At 71.7% G+C, this 18,024-nt stretch carries 18 protein-coding genes; 9 read left to right on the forward strand and 9 right to left on the reverse strand.

The window, feature by feature from the left end; translation table 11 throughout:
- Positions 1-17 precede the first annotated feature (17 nt).
- Both ABTZ58_RS22715 and ABTZ58_RS22720 read right to left on the reverse strand, forming a co-directional pair.
- Positions 18-134: an SGM_5486 family transporter-associated protein gene (locus ABTZ58_RS22715; RefSeq protein WP_351359537.1), complete on the reverse strand. Its 117-nt coding sequence runs from the start codon at positions 132-134 to the stop codon at positions 18-20.
- Positions 135-229: 95 nt separating this feature from the next.
- A complete protein-coding gene (locus ABTZ58_RS22720; protein WP_351359540.1) occupies positions 230-1,711 on the reverse strand; it encodes a CynX/NimT family MFS transporter in 1,482 nt (493 codons plus the stop codon).
- A gap of 92 nt (positions 1,712-1,803) precedes the next feature.
- Here ABTZ58_RS22720 and ABTZ58_RS22725 point away from each other — a divergent pair, with 92 nt between their 5' ends.
- The gene (locus ABTZ58_RS22725; RefSeq protein WP_351359543.1) at positions 1,804-2,496 is read left to right on the forward strand and encodes a FadR/GntR family transcriptional regulator; all 693 of its coding nucleotides are present in this window, start codon (positions 1,804-1,806) and stop codon (positions 2,494-2,496) included.
- Here the strand turns inward: ABTZ58_RS22725 and ABTZ58_RS22730 are convergent.
- The 3 genes from ABTZ58_RS22730 to fabG form a co-directional block, all read right to left on the reverse strand.
- Entirely contained in the window at positions 2,474-2,824 is a 351-nt protein-coding gene (locus ABTZ58_RS22730) for a hypothetical protein (protein ID WP_351359546.1), read from the reverse strand. The two genes, ABTZ58_RS22725 and ABTZ58_RS22730, sit on opposite strands and share 23 nt — an antisense overlap.
- A gap of 169 nt (positions 2,825-2,993) precedes the next feature.
- Positions 2,994-3,761 (reverse strand): enoyl-ACP reductase FabI, encoded by a 768-nt coding sequence (gene fabI / locus ABTZ58_RS22735; RefSeq protein WP_351359549.1) that lies wholly within the window; start codon positions 3,759-3,761, stop codon positions 2,994-2,996.
- Between the two features lie 5 nt (positions 3,762-3,766).
- Positions 3,767-4,471, reverse strand: coding sequence for a 3-oxoacyl-[acyl-carrier-protein] reductase (fabG, locus tag ABTZ58_RS22740; protein ID WP_309093614.1), 705 nt, complete (start codon positions 4,469-4,471; stop codon positions 3,767-3,769).
- A gap of 271 nt (positions 4,472-4,742) precedes the next feature.
- Here fabG and ABTZ58_RS22745 point away from each other — a divergent pair, with 271 nt between their 5' ends.
- The 3 genes from ABTZ58_RS22745 to tyrS are packed head-to-tail and all read left to right on the forward strand — an operon-like array spanning position 4,743 to position 8,968.
- Complete coding sequence (locus ABTZ58_RS22745) at positions 4,743-6,266, forward strand: TldD/PmbA family protein (protein WP_351359552.1); 1,524 nt, start codon at positions 4,743-4,745, stop codon at positions 6,264-6,266.
- Entirely contained in the window at positions 6,263-7,657 is a 1,395-nt protein-coding gene (locus tag ABTZ58_RS22750; protein WP_351359555.1) for a metallopeptidase TldD-related protein, read from the forward strand. The genes ABTZ58_RS22745 and ABTZ58_RS22750 overlap by 4 nt, the downstream gene beginning before the upstream one ends.
- Positions 7,658-7,699: 42 nt before the next feature.
- Positions 7,700-8,968, forward strand: coding sequence for a tyrosine--tRNA ligase (gene tyrS / locus ABTZ58_RS22755; protein ID WP_351359558.1), 1,269 nt, complete (start codon positions 7,700-7,702; stop codon positions 8,966-8,968).
- A gap of 63 nt (positions 8,969-9,031) precedes the next feature.
- Here tyrS and ABTZ58_RS22760 read toward each other — a convergent pair whose 3' ends face one another.
- The gene (locus tag ABTZ58_RS22760) at positions 9,032-9,307 is read right to left on the reverse strand and encodes a GlsB/YeaQ/YmgE family stress response membrane protein (RefSeq protein WP_351359561.1); all 276 of its coding nucleotides are present in this window, start codon (positions 9,305-9,307) and stop codon (positions 9,032-9,034) included.
- Between the two features lie 242 nt (positions 9,308-9,549).
- On the opposite strand from ABTZ58_RS22760, the gene ABTZ58_RS22765 reads away from it, so the two are divergent.
- Positions 9,550-9,945, forward strand: coding sequence for a DUF3099 domain-containing protein (locus tag ABTZ58_RS22765; protein WP_351359564.1), 396 nt, complete (start codon positions 9,550-9,552; stop codon positions 9,943-9,945).
- 227 nt (positions 9,946-10,172) lie between these two features.
- The gene (locus ABTZ58_RS22770; RefSeq protein WP_351359567.1) at positions 10,173-10,385 is read left to right on the forward strand and encodes a hypothetical protein; all 213 of its coding nucleotides are present in this window, start codon (positions 10,173-10,175) and stop codon (positions 10,383-10,385) included.
- A gap of 5 nt (positions 10,386-10,390) precedes the next feature.
- Here ABTZ58_RS22770 and moaA read toward each other — a convergent pair whose 3' ends face one another.
- From moaA to ABTZ58_RS22785, 3 genes are all read right to left on the reverse strand, one after another.
- Positions 10,391-11,380 (reverse strand): GTP 3',8-cyclase MoaA, encoded by a 990-nt coding sequence (gene moaA, locus ABTZ58_RS22775; RefSeq protein ID WP_351359570.1) that lies wholly within the window; start codon positions 11,378-11,380, stop codon positions 10,391-10,393.
- A 171-nt stretch (positions 11,381-11,551) separates the two neighbouring features.
- Positions 11,552-13,177: a monocarboxylic acid transporter gene (locus ABTZ58_RS22780; protein ID WP_351359573.1), complete on the reverse strand. Its 1,626-nt coding sequence runs from the start codon at positions 13,175-13,177 to the stop codon at positions 11,552-11,554.
- Complete coding sequence (locus ABTZ58_RS22785; protein ID WP_351359576.1) at positions 13,174-13,530, reverse strand: DUF485 domain-containing protein; 357 nt, start codon at positions 13,528-13,530, stop codon at positions 13,174-13,176. Before ABTZ58_RS22785 ends, ABTZ58_RS22780 begins: the two co-directional genes overlap by 4 nt.
- Before the next feature lie 253 nt (positions 13,531-13,783).
- On the opposite strand from ABTZ58_RS22785, the gene ABTZ58_RS22790 reads away from it, so the two are divergent.
- From ABTZ58_RS22790 to ABTZ58_RS22800, 3 genes are all read left to right on the forward strand, one after another.
- Positions 13,784-15,313, forward strand: coding sequence for a S8 family peptidase (locus ABTZ58_RS22790; RefSeq protein WP_351359579.1), 1,530 nt, complete (start codon positions 13,784-13,786; stop codon positions 15,311-15,313).
- A gap of 61 nt (positions 15,314-15,374) precedes the next feature.
- Entirely contained in the window at positions 15,375-16,895 is a 1,521-nt protein-coding gene (locus ABTZ58_RS22795) for a S8 family peptidase (RefSeq protein WP_351359581.1), read from the forward strand.
- Between the two features lie 119 nt (positions 16,896-17,014).
- On the forward strand, positions 17,015-18,010 hold the full coding sequence (locus ABTZ58_RS22800; protein WP_351359584.1) for a CopD family protein: 996 nt from the start codon (positions 17,015-17,017) through the stop codon (positions 18,008-18,010).
- Positions 18,011-18,024 lie beyond the last annotated feature (14 nt).

Genomic DNA, 18,024 nt, shown 5'->3' on the forward strand with positions numbered 1-18,024 from the left:
GACGGGCGGGCGCCGGGTCAGGGCGAGGCGATGGTCGCGATGACGGCGATGACGATGAAGATCGCGAAGAAGGAGCCGAACACGAGCAGCATCTTCTTCTGACCGTGCTGGGGATCCGGGTCGAGCACTGGCATGGGACCAGTCTCGCACCCGCACGGCGCGCCGCGCTCCCCGGGGTCGGGCCCCGACGAGCCCGGCGCGCGAAGGCCGGCGGTGCTTGCCTGACGGCTCAGCGGCCCGCCTCGTCCTCCACCGTGCGGTCCCGGCCCGCCAGGACGCCGACCACCATCTGCGGGATCATCAGGGCGCTCATCAGCGCGATCGGCAGACCCCAGCCGCCGCTGTGCTGGTAGAGGACGCCGACCAGGAGCGGTCCGGGGATGGAGATGAGGTAGCCGGTGCTCTGGGCGAACGCGGACAGCTGGGCCACGCCGGGCCCCGTCTTCGCCCGCATGCCGACCAGGGTCAGGGCGAGCGGGAAGGCGCAGTTCGCGATGCCGAGCAGCACGGCCCACGCCCAGGCGCCGGCGGCGGGCGCGAGGTACAGCCCGGCGTACCCGGCGAGGCCGCAGACGCCGAGGGCGAGCACGATCGGGCCCTGGTGCGGCAGCCGCGTGGCCAGGCGGGGTATCACGAAGGCGAGGGGCACGCCCATGACCATGGTGACCGCCAGCAGCAGCCCGGCGGTGCCCGCGGGGACACCGGCGTCCCGGAAGATCTGCGCCATCCAGCCCATGGTGATGTAGGCGGCGGTGGCCTGGAGCCCGAAGAAGACGGCCAGGGCCCAGGCGGTGCGGCTGCGGGTGATCCGCAACGGCGGGGCCGCCTTGCGCGCGGGTTCCGGCGCGGCCGCGCCATGCGCCTCGCCGCCGTCGGCCCCGTCGGCCGTCCGAACCGACCCGGCACCATCCCGAACGGACCCGGCTCCACCCAGGACCGACCCGCCACCATCCCCAACCGACCCGGCACCGCCCCGGACCGACCCGGCGCCGCCCGCCCCCCGCTCCCCGGCCCTCTCCCCCGCCCCCGGTGCCGTCGCGCGGCCGCGGACGAACGGCAGCCACGGCAGGACCGCCGCCACGGCCGGCGCCGCCCACAGGGCCAGGCCCGACTGCCAGCTCCCGCCGAGCGCGTCGGTCAGGGGCACCGTGACCGCCGCCGCGAGGGCCGTGCCCAGGGCGAGGGCCATCGAGTACAGGCCGGTCATGGAACCGACCCGGGCGGGGAACCAGTGCTTGACGATGACCGGCATCAGCACGTTGCTGACCGCGATGCCCATGAGCGCGAGGGCGCTGCCGGCCAGGAAGCCGGCCGTGCTCCCGGTGTACGGCCGCACCAGCAGGCCGGTGGCGATGGCGGCCATGCCGGCGCACACCACCGCGCCGGCACCGAAGCGGCGGGCGAGCCGCGGGGCCATGACGCCGAAGACGGCGAAGCACAGCGGCGGCACGGAGGTGAGCAGTCCGGCCACGCTGCCGCTCATGCCGAGCCCGTTACGGACCTCCTCCAGGAGGGCGCCGAGGCTGGTGATGGCCGGGCGGAGGTTGAGCGCGGAGAGCACGATGCCCGCGACGAGCAGCCGCATCGTCCACGCGCGCGGGGACGCGCCGCCCGGGTCCCCGGCGCCCGGCGCGGCAGAGCCGCGCAGGGCCGGGGGTGCCGTGGTCCGGGGTGTCGTCCGCGTCTTCGTCCGGGTTTCCTCACGAGCCATGAGGCCCATCATAGAATCATGGGATGATTGACTGTCCACTCCGGTCCGGCCCCCGGACGCCCTCCGGGCCACCGTCCGTGCGAAGGTGAGTCATGCCCCTGAGCCATCCCCGACGTTCGGCCCTGTCCGAGCAGGTCATCGCCGCGCTGCGGGCCCAGATCACCGCGGGCGAGTGGCCGGTCGGCTCCCGCATCCCGACCGAGCCCGAGCTGGTCGAGCAGCTCGGTGTCGCCCGCAACACCGTCCGTGAGGCCGTCCGCGCCCTCGCGCACAACGGCCTGCTGGCCATCCGCCAGGGCTCCGGAACGTACGTCGTGGCGACGAGCGAGCTGGCGGGAGTGATGCAGCGGCGGTTCGCCGACGCCGACCCCCGGCACATCGCCGAGCTGCGCTCCACGCTGGAGTCCTCGGCCGCCCGGCTGGCCGCGGAGCGGCGCACGGAGAAGGACCTCAAGCAGCTCGACGCGCTGCTGCTGCGCCGCGAGGAGGCCTGGAAGTCGGGCGACGCGGAGGCGTTCGTGACCGCGGACGCCACCTTCCACCTGGCCGTGGTGTCCGCCTCGCACAACGACGTGATGACGGCCATGTACGCGGACCTGGGCGAGGTGCTGCGGGACTGGCTGCGCGAGGACGTCGGCGAGGAGCTGACGCCGGAGACGTACATGGATCACGGACGCCTGCTCGACGCGATCCGGGCGGGCGACGCGGAGCAGGCGGCGGCGGAGGCCGCCCGCTATCCGTTCCTGTGCCGCCTGGGCGGGATCAGTTCCCCCTCCGGTGGCTGATCCACACCTCGTCGACCTCCTTCCAGCAGCGCCCGGTCAGCCGCACGGTCTGTGCGGGCGCGGTCGCCACCGGCGCGCTGTCGGTGTCGAGGTCCCACCAGCGGGCGCACTCCACGTGCAGGCTCACGCGGTCGGTCTCCGGATAGGGGTTGTGGCAGTGCGCGGTCACGGTGGAGCCGGTGACCCGGATACGGCAGGCGGCGCCGAACGGGGCCGCCGGCTCCTGCTCTCCGGCCGGCACGCGCGCGCGGGGCACCGCCTCGTGGGCCAGGGTCAGCAGGAGAGCGACGGCGAGGGACAGTGAGGCCGTTCGGCGGGACAAGCGCACAAGGGGACCTCCTCGGCCGTGCTGGGGAGGGGCTCGCGTGGTGAACGCGTCTTCCAGACTGCCCAGGTGCGGCCCGCCGCGCCCGGCCGGCTGAGCCGAACGGGTGACGCCCCGTTCCCCGCACGCGGGCGGGGAACGGGGCGTCAAGGCGTCCGGGGCGTACGCGAGGTCAGGCGCCGATGGCGTGCAGACCGCCGTCCACGTGGATGATCTCGCCGGTGGTCTTCGGGAACCAGTCGCTCAGCAGCGCGACGACGCCGCGGCCGGCCGGCTCCGGATCCTTCAGGTCCCACTCCAGCGGGGAGCGGGAGTCCCACACGGACGCCAGCTCGCCGAAGCCCGGGATGGACTTGGCGGCCATGGAGCCGAGCGGGCCGGCCGAGACCAGGTTGCAGCGGATGTTCTGCTTGCCCAGGTCACGGGCCATGTAGCGGCTGGTGGCCTCCAGGGCGGCCTTGGCCGGGCCCATCCAGTCGTACTGCGGCCAGGCGAACTGCGCGTCGAAGGTGAGGCCGACGACCGAGCCGCCGTTCTGCATCAGCGGCAGGCAGGCCATGGTCAGCGACTTCAGGGAGTACGCCGAGACGTGCATGGCGGTGGCGACCGACTCGAACGGCGTGTTCAGGAAGTTGCCGCCGAGGGCGTCCTGGGGGGCGAAGCCGATGGAGTGCACGACACCGTCGAGGCCGCCGAGCTCCTCGCCGACGATGTCGGCCAGGCGCGCCAGGTGCTCGTCGTTGGTCACGTCGAGCTCGATGACCTTGACGGGCTTGGGCAGCTTCTTGGCGATGCGCTCGGTCAGCGTGGGCCGCGGGAACGCCGTGAGGATGACCTCGGCGCCCTGCTCCTGGGCCAGCTTGGCGGTGTGGAAGGCGATGGAGGCCTCCGTCAGCACACCGGTGATCAGGACGCGCTTGCCCTCGAGAATTCCGCTCATGGTGATCAGTGACCCATTCCCAGTCCGCCGTCAACGGGGATGACGGCTCCAGTGATGTACGAGGCGTCGTCCGAGGCGAGGAACCGCACGGCCGCGGCGATCTCCTCCGGCTGGGCGTACCGGCCGAGGGGCACCTGCGACACGATGCCGGAGCGCTGCTCGTCGGTGAGCACCTTGGTCATGTCGGTGTCGACGAAGCCGGGTGCGACGACGTTGAAGGTGATGTTGCGCGAGCCCAGCTCACGGGCGAGGGACCGCGCGAAGCCGACCAGGGCGGCCTTGGAGGCGGCGTAGTTCGCCTGCCCCGCGGAGCCGAGCAGCCCGACGACCGAGGAGATGAGGACGACGCGGCCCTTCTTGGCGCGCAGCATGGCGCGGTTGGCGCGCTTGACGACGCGGAAGGTGCCGGTGAGGTTCGTGTCGATGACCGAGGTGAAGTCCTCCTCGGACATGCGCATCAGGAGCTGGTCCTTGGTGATGCCGGCGTTGGCGACGAGGACCTCGACGGGGCCGTGGGCCTCCTCGATCTCCTTGTAGGCCTGCTCCACCTGCTCGGCGTCGGTGATGTCGCACTTGACAGCCAGGAAGCCGGCCGGCGGCTCACCCGAGCGGTACGTGATGGCGACCTTGTCGCCGGCATCGGCGAAAGCGCGGGCGATGGCGAGGCCGATGCCCCGGTTGCCTCCGGTGACGAGAACCGAGCGGCTCAACGGATCACCCTTTCGGTAGCGGTCTGATACCCCGCCCGGGCGCCTGGACGACAGGCGGCGATGACAGGCGGCTTCCTCGAAAACCTATCGGTCCCGGCACGCCCGCGGACAATCGGGCACCGACAGTGGCGTAGGGGACTCACTGTCGGGTCCCTACAGAAGCCCGCGCTCCTCGGCCCGGAAAGTCATGGCCCGCGCGCGGGATGGGCGACATGATCGGAGCAGTCACCAAGAACGGCAGCCACGGTCACCTCGACAGAAAGAGACGGCGGTGCCTCATACCATCGACGAGGCCTTCACGGCCCTCCCCCTACGCGCCCTCGCCGACGCGGCCCTCGCACGCGCGCGTGCCCTGGGCGCCGAGCATGCGGACTTCCGGTTCGAGCGGGTGCGCAGCGCCTCCTGGCGGTTCCGGGACGCCAAGCCCGCCGGGTCGTCGGACACCACCGACCTCGGCTACGCGGTGCGGGTCGTGCACGGCGGCACCTGGGGCTTCGCCTCCGGCGTCGACCTCACCATGGACGCCGCCGCCAGGGTCGCCGGGCAGGCGGTGGCCATGGCGAAGCTGTCCGCGCAAGTGATCAAGGCGGCCGGGTCGGACGAGCGGGTGGAGCTGGCCGACGAGCCGGTGCACGCCGACAAGACGTGGATCTCGTCGTACGAGGTCGACCCCTTCACCGTGCCGGACGAGGAGAAGGCCGGGCTGATCGCCGAGTGGAGCGCCCGGCTGCTGGCGGCGCGCGGGGTGGACCACGTCGACGCCTCGCTGCTCACCGTCCACGAGAACAAGTTCTACGCGGACACGGCCGGGACGGTCACCACGCAGCAGCGGGTCCGGCTGCACCCGGTGTTCAACGCCGTCGCGGTCGACGAGTCCAGCGGCGAGTTCGACTCGATGCGCACCCTCGCTCCGCCCGTCGGACGCGGCTGGGAGTACCTGCGGGGCACCGGCTGGGACTGGGAGGGCGAGCTGGAGCGGATCCCGGAGCTGCTCGCCGAGAAGATGCGCGCCCCGAGCGTGGAGCCGGGCCTGTACGACCTGGTCGTCGACCCGTCCAACCTGTGGCTGACCATCCACGAGTCCATCGGCCACGCCACCGAGCTCGACCGGGCGCTCGGCTACGAGGCCGCCTACGCCGGCACCTCCTTCGCCACCTTCGACCAGCTGGGCAGGTTGCGCTACGGCTCGGAGCTGATGAACGTCACCGGTGACCGCACCGCCGAGCACGGCCTGGCCACGATCGGCTACGACGACGAGGGCGTCGAGGCGCAGTCCTGGGACCTGGTGCGCGGCGGCACGCTCGTCGGCTACCAGCTGGACCGGCGCATCGCGCGGCTGACCGGCTTCGAGCGGTCCAACGGCTGCGCCTTCGCCGACTCCCCCGGCCATGTGCCGGTGCAGCGCATGGCCAACGTGTCGCTGCAGCCGGACCCGGCCGGGATGTCGACCGAGGACCTGATCGGGGGCGTGGAGCGCGGTATCTACGTGGTCGGGGACCGGTCCTGGTCGATCGACATGCAGCGCTACAACTTCCAGTTCACCGGGCAGCGCTTCTTCCGCATCGAGAACGGACGTCTGGCCGGGCAGCTGCGCGACGTGGCCTACCAGGCGACCACCACCGACTTCTGGGGCTCGATGGCCGCGGTGGGCGGGCCGCAGACCTACGTGCTGGGCGGCGCCTTCAACTGCGGCAAGGCCCAGCCGGGCCAGGTCGCCGCCGTGTCGCACGGCTGCCCCTCGGCGCTGTTCAAGGGCGTCAACATCCTCAACACCACCCAGGAGGCCGGTCGATGAGCGGGCGCACCAGCAAGCCGCACGAGGTCGTCGAGCGCGCCCTCGAACTGTCCCGGGCGGACGGTTGTGTCGTCATCGCCGACGAGCAGTCCTCCGCCAACCTGCGCTGGGCGGGCAACGCCCTGACCACCAACGGCGTCACGCGCGGGCGCACCCTGACCGTGATCGCCACGGTCGACGGCAAGGAGGGCACCGCCTCGGGGGTCGTGTCCCGGTCCGCCGTGACCGCCGGCGAGCTGGAGCCCCTGGTGCGGGCCGCGGAGACCGCCGCGCGTGGCGCCGGTCCCGCCGAGGACGCGCAGCCGCTGGTCACGGGCGTGGACCCGTCGCCGGAGTTCACCCAGCCGCCCGCCGAGACCTCCTCGGCCGTGTTCGCCGATTTCGCACCGGCGCTCGGCGAGGCCTTCGCACGCGCGCGTGCGGGCGGCCGCGAGCTGTACGGCTTCGCCCACCACCAGCTGGTGTCGTCGTACGTGGGCACGTCCACGGGGCTGCGGCTGCGGCACGACCAGCCGAACGGGACGCTGGAGCTGAACGCCAAGTCGCCCGACCGGACCCGGTCCGCGTGGGCCGGGCGCTCCACCCGCGACTTCAAGGACGTCGACCCGGCCGCCCTGGACGCCGAGCTGGCCGTGCGCCTCGGCTGGGCCGAGCGGCGCGTGGAGCTGCCGGCGGGGCGGTACGAGACGCTGCTGCCGCCGACGGCCGTGGCGGATCTGCTGATCTACCAGATGTGGTCGGCCTCGGGCCGGGACGCGGTGGAGGGCCGCACGGTCTTCTCCAAGCCGGGCGGGGGCACGCGGGTCGGCGAGAGGCTCACCGATCTGCCGCTGACCCTGCGCAGCGACCCGCACGCGCCCGGTCTGGAGACGGCGCCGTTCGTGATCGCGCACTCCTCGGGCGGCGACCAGTCGGTGTTCGACAACGGGCTGCCGCTCACGGCCACCGAGTGGATGCGCGAGGGCGAGCTGCGGCACCTGACCACCAGCCGGCACAGCGCCGGCCTGACGGGGCTGCCGGTGGCGCCGGGCATCGACAACCTGATCCTGGACGGGGGCGAGGACCGCTCCCTGGACGAGATGGTGGCGAACACCGAGCGGGGGCTGCTGCTGACCTGCCTGTGGTACATCCGCGAGGTCGATCCGGCGACGCTGCTGCTGACGGGCCTGACCCGGGACGGCGTGTACCTCGTGGAGAACGGCGAGGTGACGGGCGAGGTGAACAACTTCCGGTTCAACGAGTCGCCGGTGGGTCTGCTGGGGCGGGCCACCGAGGCGGGGCGGACGGAGAAGACGCTGCCGAGGGAATGGAGCGACTGGTTCACCAGGGCCGCGATGCCCGCGCTGCGCGTCCCCGATTTCAATATGAGCTCCGTCAGCCAGGGCGTATAACCTCGTACCCACCACGAGCCCAATCAAGGAGATACGAGAACCGTGACGGACATCGTCGACGAGCTGAAGTGGCGCGGGCTGTTCGCCCTGTCCACCGACGAGGACGCTTTGCGCAAGGCGCTCGCGGACGGTCCCGTCACGTTCTATTGCGGTTTCGACCCGACCGCGCCGTCGCTGCACGTGGGGCATCTGGTGCAGGTGCTCACCGTGCGCCGGCTCCAGCAGGCCGGTCACCGTCCGCTGGCGCTGGTCGGCGGCGCCACGGGCCTGATCGGCGACCCCCGCCCGACGGCGGAGCGCACGCTGAACGACCCGGAGACGGTGGGCGGCTGGGTCGACCGGCTGCGCGCCCAGATCGAGCCGTTCCTCGACTTCGAGGGCGACAACGCGGCCGTCATGGTGAACAACCTGGACTGGACGCGGGACCTGTCCGCGATCGAGTTCCTGAGGGACATCGGCAAGCACTTCCGCGTCAACAAGATGCTGACGAAGGACTCCGTGGCCCGCCGCCTGGAGTCCTCCGAGGGCATCAGCTACACCGAGTTCAGCTACCAGCTCCTGCAGGGCATGGACTTCCTCCAGCTCTACCGCCGCTACGGCTGCACGCTCCAGCAGGGCGGCAGCGACCAGTGGGGCAACCTCACGGCGGGCCTGGACCTGATCCACCGCCTGGAGCCGGACGCGACCGTGCACGCGTTGGCGACGCCGCTGATGACGAAGGCGGACGGCACCAAGTTCGGCAAGACCGAGGGCGGCGCCGTCTGGCTCGACCCGGAGATGACGACGCCGTACGCGTTCTACCAGTTCTGGCTGAACGTGGACGACCGGGACATCTCCCGGTACATGCGCATCCTGTCCTTCCGCTCCCGTGCGGAGCTGGAGGAGCTGGAGAGGCAGACGGAGGAGCGTCCGCAGGCCCGGGCCGCGCAGCGGGCGCTCGCCGAGGAGCTGACGACGCTGGTGCACGGCGCCGACCAGACGGCCGCCGTGATCGCCGCGTCCAAGGCCCTCTTCGGGCAGGGCGAGCTCGCGGAGCTGGACGAGCGCACGCTGGCCGCGGCGCTGTCCGAGGTGCCGCACATCCAGGTCGCCGAGCTGGGCCCGGCCGTCGACCTGTTCGCCGAGGTCGGCCTGGTCGCCAGCAAGTCGGCCGCGCGCCGCACGGTCAAGGAGGGCGGCGCGTACGTGAACAACGTCAAGGTCGCCGGCGAGGACGCCGTCCCCGCCAAGGAGGACCTGCTGCACGGCCGCTGGCTGGTGCTGCGCCGGGGCAAGAAGAACCTGGCCGCGGTCGAGGTCACGGGCGGCTGACCACCCGGCATGGGAAGGGGGCGGTCTCCGGCGCCGGAGGCCGCCCCCTTCACCCGCGCCCCGTCATGCCCTGCGTCTGCTCCCCCTGGCCGCCGTCCAGGCCCGGTCGCCGAGACCCACGAGGATGATCGCGGCCACCAGCTGGAAGATGTGCCGCCACCAGTCGATACCGGCCGTGGCCTCCACACCGGCCGCCCGGGCGATGGCGTTGCCGGCGATACCGCCGATGATGCCCAGGATGACGGTCAGCCACAGTGGAATGTGCTGTTTGCCCGGAATGATCGCCTTTGCGAGCAGACCGAGCACCAGTCCCACGATGATCGCCCACAACCAGCCCATCGTTGCCTCCTCGTCCGGCTCGACCTGAGCTCTACGGCCAGTGTCGGCCGAGTCGCGGTACGCCGCATGCCGACGCCGCCGTACGCGGTACGGCGCAGGCCGCTCGCACCGCCCGGACCCGCCCCGGTCTCGTAGCGGGCGCAGACGCGGCGTAACGTGGGATCTGTCCTGGTCGGTCTCCCCCACCGGCCCGGGCTGCGACGGGGCGGGGAAGGTCCGATACGGGCGGATGGTGGAATGCGATGCGGAAGCAGCATGGCGGCGGCAACGTCCAGGTTTTCCGGATCACCGGCGCCCGGGCGGGGCTGCAGGAGGACGTACGCGGGCGGCAGCGCAGGTACGTGATCTCGATGTCGGTCCGCACGGTCTCCGTGATCCTCGCGGCGACCCTGTGGAACGTCGAACGGCACGTGGCTGTCGTGGCGTTGGTGCTCGGGCTGGTCCTGCCGTACGTCGCGGTGGTGATCGCCAACGCCGGGCGCGAGAACGCGCCGTCTCTGCCGTCGACGTTCGTGGCGCCGCCGGCGCGGCCGATGATCGCGCCGCCGGGCCCGGAGGACGGCCGGGCGGAATCCGTCGCGGAAGACGCCGTGTCGGGGACGGTGCCGGGCGCGCGGAGCGAGACACCCGAGCGGTAGGGGCGCCGAGGGCCTTGCGGGTCGCGCTCACAAACGGAAGTAGGCTTCCCGCCAAGCTCAGGAAAAGCTCAGATCAATCATGTGGTTCCGGTGCCGGGCCCGGGGTTACCCGTGACATACTTCGTACGCGCTCCGCATCCCCCGTCGGAGCGACGGACCGACGCCGGGCAGCTCCCCCCGTGGCTGCTCGGCGTCGCCTTTTCTGCGTGCAGTGGTGAGATGAACCTGTGAGTGACGAGACGCCCATCTGTTCCGCGAAGGGCTGCCGCGTCGACGCGGTGTGGGTGCTCGCGTGGAACAACCCGAAGATCCATACGCCTCAGCGGCGCAAGACGTGGCTGGCCTGTGAGGAGCATCGCGAGCATCTGTCGCAGTTCCTCGGGGTGCGGGGCTTTCTGAAGGACGTCGTCCCGCTCAAGGAATGGGAAGAGCGCGACTGACCACCTCAGCCGCCGATCGCCGACATCGGGCGGTCCGGCTGCACGAACGCCGGGTCGTCCAGGCCCGCGCCGGCCTTCTTGCCCCACATCGCCAGGCGCCAGACACGGGCGATCTCCTCGTCCGGGGCGCCCGAGCGCAGGGCGGCCCGCAGGTCCGTCTCCTCCCGGGCGAACAGACAGGTGCGTATCTGGCCGTCGGCCGTGAGGCGGGTGCGGTCGCAGGCCGCGCAGAACGGGCGGGTGACGGAGGCGATCACGCCGACCACATGCGGGCCGCCGTCGACCAGCCAGCGCTCGGCCGGGGCCGAGCCGCGCTTCTCCTCGCCCTCGGGCGTGAGGTCGAAGCGCGTGCGCAGGGAGGCCAGGATGTCGCCTGCCGTGATCATGCCGTCGCGCTTCCAGCCGTGCTGGGCGTCAAGCGGCATCTGCTCGATGAACCGCAGCTCGTACTCGTGCTCCACGGCCCAGGCGAGGAGGTCGGGGGCCTCGTCCTCGTTGAGCCCGGGCATGAGGACCGAGTTGACCTTGACCGGGGTCAGGCCGGCGTCGCGGGCCGCGTCCAGGCCCTCCAGGACGTCCTTGTGGCGGTCGCGTCGGGTGAGGGTCTTGAAGACGTCCGGCCGGAGCGTGTCCAGCGAGACGTTGACCCGGTCCAGGCCGGCCGCCTTCAGGGCCGCCGCCGTGCGCTTGAGGCCGATGCCGTTGGTGGTCAGCGACATCTGGGGGCGGGGCTGAAGGGCAGCGACGCGCTCGACGATGCCGACCAGACCGGGGCGCAGCAGGGGCTCGCCGCCGGTGAAGCGGACCTCCTCGATCCCGAGGGAGGTGACCGCGATGTCGATCAGGCGGACGATCTCGTCGTCCGTCAGCAGGTCCGGCTTGGCCAGCCACTGCAGGCCCTCCTCGGGCATGCAGTACGTACAGCGCAGGTTGCAGCGGTCGGTCAGCGAGACCCTCAGGTCGGTGGCCACTCGGCCGTAGGTGTCGATGAGCACGTGGGCCCCCTCCCTCGACGCGGATCGTGCCCGGAGCACTGGTTCTCCGACACCTGTGAGCCTACGTGACCCCACCGACAACGCCACAGACCCGATCCCACGACGTGGGACGCGGCCGCGCCGCAGGCACCTGGAGGTTCCTACGACGCGGCCGCGGCCGGGCCGTGGTGCTCAGTGGGCGCCGGTGCCGGTCAGGGACCTGACCTCCAGCTCGGCGTACTTCTTGGCGTCGGGCTCCTCCTTGGACAGGACCGTGCCGAGCCAGCCCATGAGGAAGCCGAACGGGATGGAGATGATGCCCGGGTTCTTCAGCGGGAACCAGGCGAAGTCGACGTCGGGGAACATCGCCTTGGGGTCGCCGGAGACCACGGGTGAGAACAGCACCAGGCCGACGGCGACGATCAGGCCGCCGTAGATCGACCACAGGGCGCCCTGGGTGGTGAACCGCTTCCAGAACAGGCTGTAGAGGATCGTCGGCAGGTTGGCGGAGGCCGCGACCGCGAAGGCGAGGGCGACCAGGCCGGCCACGTTCAGGTCGCGGGCCAGGGCGCCGAGGCCGATGGAGATGACGCCGATGAAGACGGTCGCCCAGCGGGCCGCGCGGACCTCCTCGGCACCGGAGGCCTGCCCCTTGCGGATGACGTTGGCGTAGATGTCGTGCGCGAAGGACGACGACGAGGCGAGGGTGAGGCCGGCGACCACGGCGAGGATCGTCGCGAAGGCGACCGCCGAGATCGTGGCGAGCAGGATCGCGCCCCAGGTGGAGTCGACACCGCCGAGATGCAGGGCGAGCAGGGGTGCCGCCGTGTTCCCGGACGGGTTGGAGGCGAGGATCTCCTCCTGCGAGATGAGGGCGGCGGCGCCGAAGCCGAGCGCGATGGTCATCAGGTAGAAGCCGCCGATGATGCCGATCGCCCAGTTCACCGACTTACGGGCGGCCTTGGCGTCGGGCACCGTGTAGAAGCGGATCAGGATGTGCGGCAGGCCGGCGGTGCCGAGCACCAGGGCGATGCCCAGGGAGATGAAGTCCAGCTTGGAGGTGCCGGTGGCGCCGTACTGCAGGCCGGGCTCCAGGAAGGCGGCGCCCTTGCCGCTGTTCTCGGCGGCGGTGCCGAGCAGGTCGGAGATGTTGAAGTCGAACTTCAGCAGCACCAGGAAGGTGATCAGGAGGGTGCCGCCGATGAGCAGCACGGCCTTGACCATCTGGACCCAGGTGGTGCCCTTCATGCCGCCGATGGAGACGTAGACGATCATCAGGAGGCCGACCAGGGCGACGATGAGGATCTTGCCCGCGTCGGAGGTGATGCCGAGCAGCAGCGAGACCAGGACGCCGGCGCCGGCCATCTGGGCCAGCAGGTAGAAGATCGACACGACGATCGTGGAGGTGCCGGCGGCGGTGCGGACCGGGCGCTGGCGCATGCGGTAGGCGAGGACGTCGCCCATGGTGTAGCGGCCGGAGTTCCTCAGCGGCTCGGCCACCAGGAGCAGGGCGACCAGCCAGGCGACCAGGAAGCCGATGGAGTACAGGAAGCCGTCGTAGCCGAAGATGGCGATGGCGCCGGCGATGCCGAGGAAGGAAGCGGCGGACATGTAGTCGCCGGAGACGGCGAGGCCGTTCTGGAAGGCGCTGAACTGGCGGCCGCCGGCGTAGAAGTCGGCGGCGTCCTTGGTCTGGCGGCCGGCCCAGATGGTGATGCCGAGGGTGGCGAGGACGAACAGCGCGAACAGGGTGATGATCAGCGGGCGGTGCTCGCTGGCCTCGTTCGCGGCGAGCAGGGTCTGCTGTGCGGTGCTCATGCGCCGCCCTCCATCCGGGACTTGATGGCCTCGGCCTTGGGGTCGAGCTTCGCGGCGGCGTGCTTGGAGTACCACCAGGCGATGAGGAACGTGGTGACGAACTGGGCGACGCCGAGGACGAAGGCGACGTTGATGTTGCCGAACAGCTTGGTGCCCATGAGGCCGCCGGCGTAGTTCGACAGCAGCACGTACAGCAGGTACCAGGCGATGAAGGCGACGGTCAGCGGAAAGGCGAAGGAGCGGTAGGAGCGGCGCAGTTCACCGAACTCCGCGCTCTGCTGCACCTCGGTGAACTCCTCGGGTGAGGGGAGTTTGTGTTGCTCTTTCGAGGGGGGCGGTGCGTCGGTGGCCACGGAGTCTCCTCGCAATGACGAAAGCGGTGGGTACGGGGACGGAGGCGAGTGTCCTCGCGCTCCTTGTCCAACGTCACGGCGGCACGCGAGGAGCGGTTCAACCGCGTCGCGTTCTTTCCGAAGTCGTTCCGGGAAAACGTTGCTGGCCAGCGAGAGGCCGGGATAGCTTCACCCTGCACCACCTCGTCATGTACCTGCCCGAGCACCACCTGTGCCTCGGGCCGGTTTCGTTTCCGGAGGATGTGGAGACCCCATGTCTCACTTGCGTTCCAGACGCCGGCTCGCTCTCGCCGTGCCCGTCGTGCTGTCCCTGACCGCCTCGCTCGGCTTCCTGCCCGCCGCCGCCTCGGCGGCCCCGCAGGCGGAGCAGGCCACCCGGACGGCGGACGCGCCGCGGCTGGCGTACGTCGTCAACACCAAGGTGGACCGCCACACGATCGCGTCGGTGAAGAAGGCGATCGGCAAGGCCGGCGGTTCGGTCGTGGCGACGTACGAGCGGATCGGCGTGCTCGTCGTCCACTCCTCGAACCCCGGCTTCGCCCAGAGCATCCGCACGGTGCGCGGAGTCCACTCGGCCGGTGCGACGCGCACGGCGCCGCTGGCCGCCGCGGGCACGAAGGAGGAGGGCGCCGCCCGGTACCTGACGGCCGCCCAGGCCGAGCGGGTCGAGGCCGCCTCCGCGCAGACGCCCGAGAGCGAGCCCCTCGAAGCGGACCAGTGGGACCTGCGCGCGATCGGCGCCGACCAGGCCGCGAAGATCGACCCGGGCAGCCGCAAGGTGACGGTCGCGGTGATCGACACCGGCGTGGACGACACCCACCCCGACATCGCCCCGAACTTCTCCGCCTCCCAGTCCGCCAACTGCGCCGGCGGCAAGGCCGACACCAGCGAGGGCGCCTGGCGGCCGTACACGCCCGAGGACTACCACGGCACGCATGTCGCCGGCTCCATAGCCGCCGCCCGGAACGGAGTCGGCGTCGCCGGCGTCGCTCCCGGTGTGAAGGTGTCCAGCATCAACGTGACCGACCGGGCGAGCGGCCTCTTCTACCCGGAGAGCGTCGTCTGCGCGTTCGTGTTCGCCGCCGACCACGGCGTCGAGATCACGAACAACAGCTACTACGTCGACCCGTGGCTGTACAACTGCATGGACGACCCGGACCAGCGCGCCGTGGTCACCGCGGTCAACCGGGCCCAGCTGTACGCCCAGAAGAAGGGCACGCTCCACGTCGCCTCGGCGGGCAACTCCAACCACGACCTGGACGCCGACGCGATCGTCGACGGCTCCAGCCCGAACGACACGACGCCGGTCGAGCGCACCATCGACCCGCACGAGTGCTTCGACATCCCGACCCAGCTGCCGGGTGTCGTCACGGTGAGCGCGACCGGCGTGCAGAACGTCAAGTCGTACTACTCGACCTACGGCAAGGGCGTCGTCGACGTCGCCGCGCCGGGCGGTGACCGCCGCTATCAGATCCCGGACACGCCCTCCAAGGACGGCCGGATCCTGTCCACCATGCCGAACGGCGCGTGGGCCTTCCTGCAGGGCACCTCGATGGCCTCGCCGCACGCCTCGGGCGTCGCCGCGCTGCTGAAGTCCAAGCACCCGTGGGCCTCGCCGGCCCAGCTCCAGGCGCTGCTGAAGGCGCAGGCCGACGAGACCGCCTGCCCCGCCTCCTACGACCAGGACGGCGACGGCACGCAGGACGCGGTGTGCGAGGGCGGCGAGCGCGTCAACGGCTTCTACGGCCACGGCATCGTCAACGCGCTGCGCGCGGTCAGGTGACCCGCGCGCCCCACGGACCTTTCGCACCGTCGCCTCGTACCGCGAACGAACTGGAGACACCATGACCGCGCCGCACGCGCGTTACCGTCGCGCCGTCGCCATCCCGGCCGGAATGGCCATGGCCACGGCCCTGGCGTTCCTGCCGAACGTCACGGCCACGGCAGCCGAGGACACCCCCGCGGTGGTCTCGGCCGACGCGACCCCGCTCAGCTACGTCGTCAACGTCAAGCCGGGCCACGGCACTTCGGCGCACGTGAAGAAGGCCGTCGGCAAGGCCGGCGGGACGATCGTGACGTCGTACGACCAGATCGGCGTCATCGTCGTCCACTCCTCGAACCCCGACTTCGCCAAGAGCATCCGCACGGTGCGCGGTGTGCAGTCGGCCGGTGCCACGCGCACCGCGCCGCTGCCCTCGGCGTCGACGGGCGACCTGGGCGCGCCGAAGGTGCTGAGCGCGGCCGAGGTCGCGAAGGCCGAGGCGGCGGCCGGGCAGGACCCGCTGGAGTCCCTGCAGTGGGACCTGCCCGCCATCAAGGCGGACAAGGCGCACGAGAAGTCGCTGGGCAGCGACAAGGTCACGGTCGCCGTGATCGACACCGGTGTGGACGACACCCACCCCGACATCGCGCCCAACTTCGACCGCGGGGCGTCGGTCAACTGCGTGACGGGCAAGCCGGACACGTCCGACGGGGCCTGGCGGCCGAGCGCCGAGGAGAGCCCGCACGGCACGCACGTGGCCGGTGAGATCGCCGCCGCCAAGAACGGCGTCGGCATGACGGGTGTCGCGCCCGGTGTGAAGGTCTCCGGCATCAAGGTGTCCACCACGGCCGGCTTCTTCTACACGGAGGCCGTGGTGTGCGGCTTCGTGTGGGCGGCCGAGCACGGGGTCGACGTGACGAACAACAGCTATTACACCGACCCCTGGTACTTCAACTGCAAGGACGACCCGGACCAGAAGGCGCTCGTGGAGGCCGTCACGCGCGCCTCGCGGTACGCGGAGAAGAAGGGCGCGGTCAACGTCGCGGCGGCGGGCAACGAGAACTACGACCTCGCCTCCGACTCGATCACCGACCCGTCCTCCCCGAACGACACCACGCCGGGCGAGCGGGTCGTCGACCCCTCGGAGTGCCTCGACATACCGACCCAGCTGCCGGGTGTCGTCACGGTCGCGGCGACGGGGGCGAAGGGCATCAAGTCGTCCTTCTCCAACTACGGTCAGGGCGTGGCCGACATAGCCGCGCCGGGTGGCGACTCGACGGCCTACCAGAAGCCGGAGCCGCCGGCCACGAGCGGGCTGATCCTGGGCACGCTGCCGGGCGGCAAGTGGGGCTACATGGCCGGTACGTCGATGGCGTCCCCGCACGTCGCGGGCGTCGCCGCGCTCATCAAGTCGACGCACCCGTACGCCTCCCCGGCCCTGGTGAAGGCCCTGCTGTACGCGCAGGCCGACGCGAAGGCGTGCACGGACCCGTACGACATCGACGCCGACGGCAAGGTCGACGCCGTGTGCGAGGGCCCGAAGAACCGCAACGGCTTCTACGGCTGGGGCATCACGGACGCGCTGGACGCGGTGACCAAGTAGAGCGGATGTGAGCGATCCGGGCCGGGCGGGGACACCTGCCCGGCCCGTTTCGTGCCCGGGGTGTGCCGCTTCGGGCTTCCGGCTTGCCCGGCCCTGTGGAGGTTGGTGAAGATCCTGGGGTGACCTTGACAAGATCTGCACCCGGGGCGGCCGGGACAAGGGGGCGTGCGGGTGCCGGGCGGGCCGTCGCCGTCCTGGTGCTCGTGGCGCTGGCCGCGCTCATACCGCTGCTCGGCCCGTCCGCCGCGCTGCACGGCACCGGGGAGGCCGAGGCGCCCGGCGCCGGGGGCATAGCCCTGCTGCGCACGGTGCTGTTCGCGGCGCTGTGCGTACCGGTCGGCGAGGTGTTCGTGAACCGGCTGGCGCGGTCCGTGCCGGGGGCTTCCCCGGGCGTGCCCCCCAGTTGGTCGCCCTGGGCGGCCGTCGCCGGCTTCCTCGCCGCCCTCGGGCTCGCCTCGGTCGTCGCCACGGGCAATCTGGTGCCGGGCGGCCTGTCGGACATCGACGTCGGCGGCCTCTACGCCTCCCGGGACGGCAAGCTGGCCCTGCTGGAGGTCAACGCGTTCCTCGTGGCGGGCCTGTGCGCGGTGTCCCGGCGCCCGGCCACGCAGGTGCTGCCGCTGGCCGCCGTGGTCGTCGCGGAGGCCCTGCGCGCCCATCCCACGACCGAGCACACCCCGCTGACCGGCTCCGGCCTGACGCTCGTCCACCTGTCGTGTTCCGCCCTGTGGGTGGGCGGCCTGCTGCACGCCCTGCGCGTGCTGCGGCTGTGGCGCGACCCGGCGGGCGCGGCCCTGCTGGGCCTCTACGCGCGCGTGGCGGTCGTACTGCTGGCCGCCATCACCACGACGGGCGTGTGCAGTTCGCTGCGGCGGATGCCGCCGGAGACGATCCTGGAGCAGCTGACCGCGACGGCGTACGGACGCGCCCTGCTCGCCAAGGTGCTGCTCGTGGCCGCCGTCGCCGCGCTCGCCCTGTGGGCCCGGCGGCGGCTGCGCCGGGCGGCCGATCCGCTGACCGCCTGCGCGCCGGCCCGGGCGGAGGTCGTCGCGCTCGGCCTGGTGGTCGCGGTGTCCGGACTGCTGACGGCGCTGCCGGTCCCCATCCGCTGGTAGACCGGCCGCTGCAG

The sequence above is a fragment of the Streptomyces sp. NPDC094143 genome, assembly GCF_040303825.1.
Lineage (GTDB): Bacteria > Actinomycetota > Actinomycetes > Streptomycetales > Streptomycetaceae > Streptomyces.